Source organism: Thiocapsa sp. UBA6158 (genome assembly GCF_002423035.1).
Lineage (GTDB): Bacteria > Pseudomonadota > Gammaproteobacteria > Chromatiales > Chromatiaceae > Thiocapsa.
Map to the genome: position 1 here is coordinate 1 of NZ_DIUM01000102.1, position 4,458 is coordinate 4,458.

The 4,458-nt window shown below is 62.7% G+C and carries 2 protein-coding genes; both read left to right on the forward strand.

The genetic code is table 11. From position 1 onward, the window contains the following. The coding region (locus tag B4N44_RS13955; RefSeq protein WP_296701893.1) for a hypothetical protein at window positions 1-1,572 on the forward strand (1,572 nt) is incomplete at its 5' end. 14 nt (window positions 1,573-1,586) lie between these two features. After that, a complete protein-coding gene (locus tag B4N44_RS13960) occupies window positions 1,587-4,454 on the forward strand; it encodes a hypothetical protein (RefSeq protein WP_296701896.1) in 2,868 nt (955 codons plus the stop codon). The last annotated feature ends 4 nt before the right edge of the window (window positions 4,455-4,458 follow it).

The following is a 4,458-nucleotide window of genomic DNA, read 5'->3' on the forward strand; positions in this document are numbered from 1 at the left end:
GATTCGTGTGAGAAATGCGGGTTAGACGATGCTTTGGCAATGACCTCCGAGTGGGGCGTGATCGCGGCCCAGGCCAAGAGCAATCTGTCCCTCTCGGGGAACTTGATCAGCGAGTTCGGAAAGACGGTCGACCAAATCGTTCGGCAGTGGCGTCTTTGCCGTGACGGCACTGGCGACCTCGGTTGGAACCGGCCGCTTGACCAAGCCAAGGACCGCTTCTTGGTCGCGGTCGGGCCCGACTCACCGGCGACGATCCGGGTCAACCTCGCTAAGGGCCTAGAGGCCCGTCGCCAGCTTGGACCACCGGTTCTCACGGCGCAGGAGACCAAGGCGCTGACGCAGTTTGACACCTGCGTTCGCCTGGCATGGTCGGCGGCAACCACCGAGCCTCTCACCGACGAGATCCTGAGGTCGATTTCCAACTTGACCTTCGTACATGTGCTTGATCCCGAAGGGGCCGATCGAGCGGCCTGGGTGAGCGTCCTCATACCGGCGCTTGTCAATCCGGCCGATTCGACGAGTGTTCTCAACTTGCTGGAGCGGGTCGCCGGCGATCTGATGAGCGGCCGGGGTGGGCGGACCATTACCGAGCTTCGAAGTGACCTGATCAGGCGCGGTGCTCGGCTCGCCGCGCGTCCCAATTATCGCGACGACATTGCCGCTCTGACAGACTATTCGCTTCAAACCGAACAGACCCTCGCAGGCCTGGAGGTCGTCGAGGCCCAGGCTGGCTTCCCCGTTGGCATCACCCGCCACTGTCAGTCCACCGTCAATGCCGCGGCGCTTGGCGGACACCTGCTGTTGATTGGTGAACCCGGTGCGGGGAAAAGCGGTGTTATCAATGCGCTCGGCCGAGCACTACGCGCCCAAGGACACGACGTCGTTCAAATGGCGGTCGACCGGTTCTCGGTCGAATCCTTGGAAGGAATCTCTCGCGCGCTTGGACTGCAGCACGAATTGCCTGCGGTTCTTGACGCGTGGGACGGTCGGGCACCCGCCTTCCTTCTGATCGATTCCCTTGATGCCAGCCGCGGCAGCTCGGGCGAGGGCGCGTTCAAGCGGTTACTCCAGTCGGTAATTGACGTAGGCGGGCGGTGGACCGTGGTCGCGTCCATCCGCACATTCGATCTCCGTTTGGGTACGAACTTCAGGGCGCTGTTCAAGGGGATGCCACCGGACCGGACGTTGCAGGGCGAGGGCTTCGGTAACGTGCGACACGTCCAAATTCTACCTTGGTCGAATGATGAGTTCGATGAGCTTCTCACTTGCACTCCCAGGCTAGCGGAAGTTCTCCGGCACACGGGAGACAAGTTGCGCGAAGTGGCCAGGGTGCCGTTCAATACGCGGCTGCTCGCCGACCTCGTGGCTACCGGCGCGATGAGTCAGGACTTTAACGCCATCAACTCCCAGATCGCCCTCCTCAACCTCTATTGGGACTGGCGGGTCAAGCCACATGGCGTAGCCGCCGATGTCTGCCTGCATACCGTTGTCAAGGAGATGGTATCCAACCGCGTCCTTCGCGCGCAGCGGATCAAAGTCCGGCCGCCAACCCGGGCATTCTCGATACGCTGACTGGCGAGGGCGTGTTGGTCCTCACGAACGGTGAGCGTTCGGTCCAATTTCGGCATCATCTGCTCTTCGACTACGTGACCAGCCGCGTCTTCCTCGACGCGGACGGCATTGTAGACGGGACCGTGACCTTCCCAAAGACGGAAGGCGTTGGTCTGGTACTTGGCCCGGCGATGGGCTTCCTGCTTCAGGCGCTCTGGTCGGAAGACCAAGATCATAACCGCTTCTGGACCGCCATCGGCAACCTGGTTGGCGCGTCCGACTGCGATCCGGTCATCCGCAGCGTTGCTGCGAGGATGGCGGCGGAGCTGCCCGTCCTGCCCGAGGATGTCGACGCCTTCGCCCGCGCGATCAACGCTGGCGTTCCTACGGCAAACTTCACTCTCGCGCGTGTCGCCGGCGCCGTGGCGGTCAGACTGGAGGACGAGCCCGGAACGGCGTTGGCACCTTGGGTCAATCTTGAGCTTCAGCTCTCGGCCAGGCCAGCGACAGTCGCCGGTGTCTTGCGTATGTTGGCCTTTATGCTGATCGACCGCGTCCAGGATCCAGCTGTACGGGCTGATCTGGGGGCCGCCGTTCGCGCCCTCCTTGCTCACGGCTACGGCTTGGATGATTCCCGCACCCTCGCGACACCGGCGATCGGCTTCGTCGCCGATACAATCACGACCGGCGTGAACGACTCGGTTGCTTTGCTGCGGAACGTGCTGACCGACGACCGCTTCGATCGATTCGGCACCGAGGAACTTCCGGCCCTTGCTCGGAAGATTAATGTGGTAGCCACCGCCTCCCCCGAATTCGCCATTGAGGTCTATGAAAGCGCATTCGCCAGGCAGGTGACGGACAGTCGCCAGACGTCAATGGGAGGCGGGCGGATACTGAACCTGACCTCAAACGCCAGGCAGGACTTTGAGCACGCGCGGTGGTCGCTGAAGGAGTACTTCCCCCGCTTCCTCGCTGCATGGCCGGTGCAGGCAACCCAAGCGCTCCTCGCGGCTATGGCAGGCTACGTGGAGCGTCAACACCCGATCTCGGAGGGGTTGACAAAACGAAACTTTTTGATCCAGAACACTGAGGTCAGCCTGCAGCCTGATTACAGTTACATCTGGGCTCACGAGCCTCATCCGCGGCATGCCGAAGACGCCCTGGCGTTGCTTTCACAGTTCGAGAACTGGCTGGAGACTGGTGACGAGGCTACCGTGCTGACCGCTGCCGAATATGCTGTGCAGAAGGCGTCCCTCGCGGTGATCTGGTCTCGACTATTCATGGCAGCAGCCGCACGCGGCGGTGCGCTGGCGGATTTGCTGCGCCCCTACGGTGCCAGCCCTGAGTTCCTGATCACGTCTGACACGAGGAAGGATGCCATTGATCTACTCGCGACGCAGTACCACGCGCTGCCAATGGCGGAGCGCAGCGCTCTGGAGCAGGAGCTGATTGCCCGTCCGTTCGACGACTTCGCTGATCCTGACCGAGCCAAAGAGGGCTTCGTCAGACGCCTTTTTGGCGCGATCGGCGCCGATCGCCTGGCAACGGAGGCGGCGCGCGCGGTGTTGGCGGGGGCGCCGGAAGGGACGACCTCGAACCACCGTCTGATCACCATCACAACCGGCTGGGGCGCCGACGACGACTACGACTGGCTTGATCAGGAAAGCAGGGCCGAGCCCGTCGTTCGCGAAACCATCGACCAACTGGAGGTCGTCCGCCAAGCCCTCCACCTCGAGATCAACAACAAGGAGCCCATCGAGTCTCTCGAGAGCGCGCTCGCCGCCCTGGCCGGCCTCAAGGCCCGGCTCGACGCCCGCGCGATTCCCGACCAGACCCTAATCCGCCGGACCGAGGACACCTTCGCGCAGGGCGTCCATAAAGTTGTCAGCAGCGACTACATCAATGCTCACACGTCGGCCGAGACCGTGATCCAGCTCCTCGATTGGATCGAGGAGGCAAGCCGGTTTAGCACCCCCGAAGTCGACGATGACATGGAGGCGCAGTTTGAGAACAGCGGCCCGTGGAGCTCGCCCTTGGCGCAGCTTGAGGCGGCAGAAGCGGCACTCGACCTGTGTCTGAAGCGCCCGGAGACCTATCCGAGCCTGACGCCGCTGATCGACCGCATGCTGTTCGATCCCCACCCGGCCGTCCGGATGAACGCCGCCATTCGGTTGGTGCGGATATGGGACATCGATCGTACGGGCTTCTGGGTGCGCGCGCAGCGCGTCATCGAGAACGAGCAGAATTGGAGGGTGCTCGACCTTTTCATTACTGAGACGATGAGCACCGTCGTGCGGCATGGCGCGGCGCGCGAAGTGGCCGACCTAGTCCTGCCGCTCGTCGAACGATGCCCGGCGGGCGGGCCCCGCAGCGCTCACATCCGTGAACATCTCGTCCAATTGACCCTTCAATTTTGGATTCGTTTCGACTTCCCCGATGCCGCCCAGAAGGCGCACTTCTGGTTCGCGTCGGCAGTCGACAACGTCGAGGAGGTCCGTGGCTGTATCCAATGGTTGCGGGACGCCTACACTGTGGGCCTCCGGGGCGCCGAGGATCCTGCGCCTGCTCCACATCGAAAAATCGCGATCGCGCTAATGGCCCAGGCCGTCGAGCAGGCCACGGAGGTGCTTACTCACTACTCTACCCTGACTGCGCCCAGTGAGGCCGAAACGGCCCGAGCCCGGAGCGCCATGCAGATAGCAGCTACGTCGTGCCAGGAGCTGTACTTCAGCTCCGACGCCTTCCCTCGTGGGGACGAACAGAAGCGCCCGCCCATGACACTGGAGGGTTCGGCAATCTTCCTCCATGAGACCGCTCCCATCCTGCGCCAGCTCGGCAAGCATGGTGATCCACATACAGTCTACTATCTTATCCAACTCCTCGAGCCACTACTGTCCGGTTGACGGC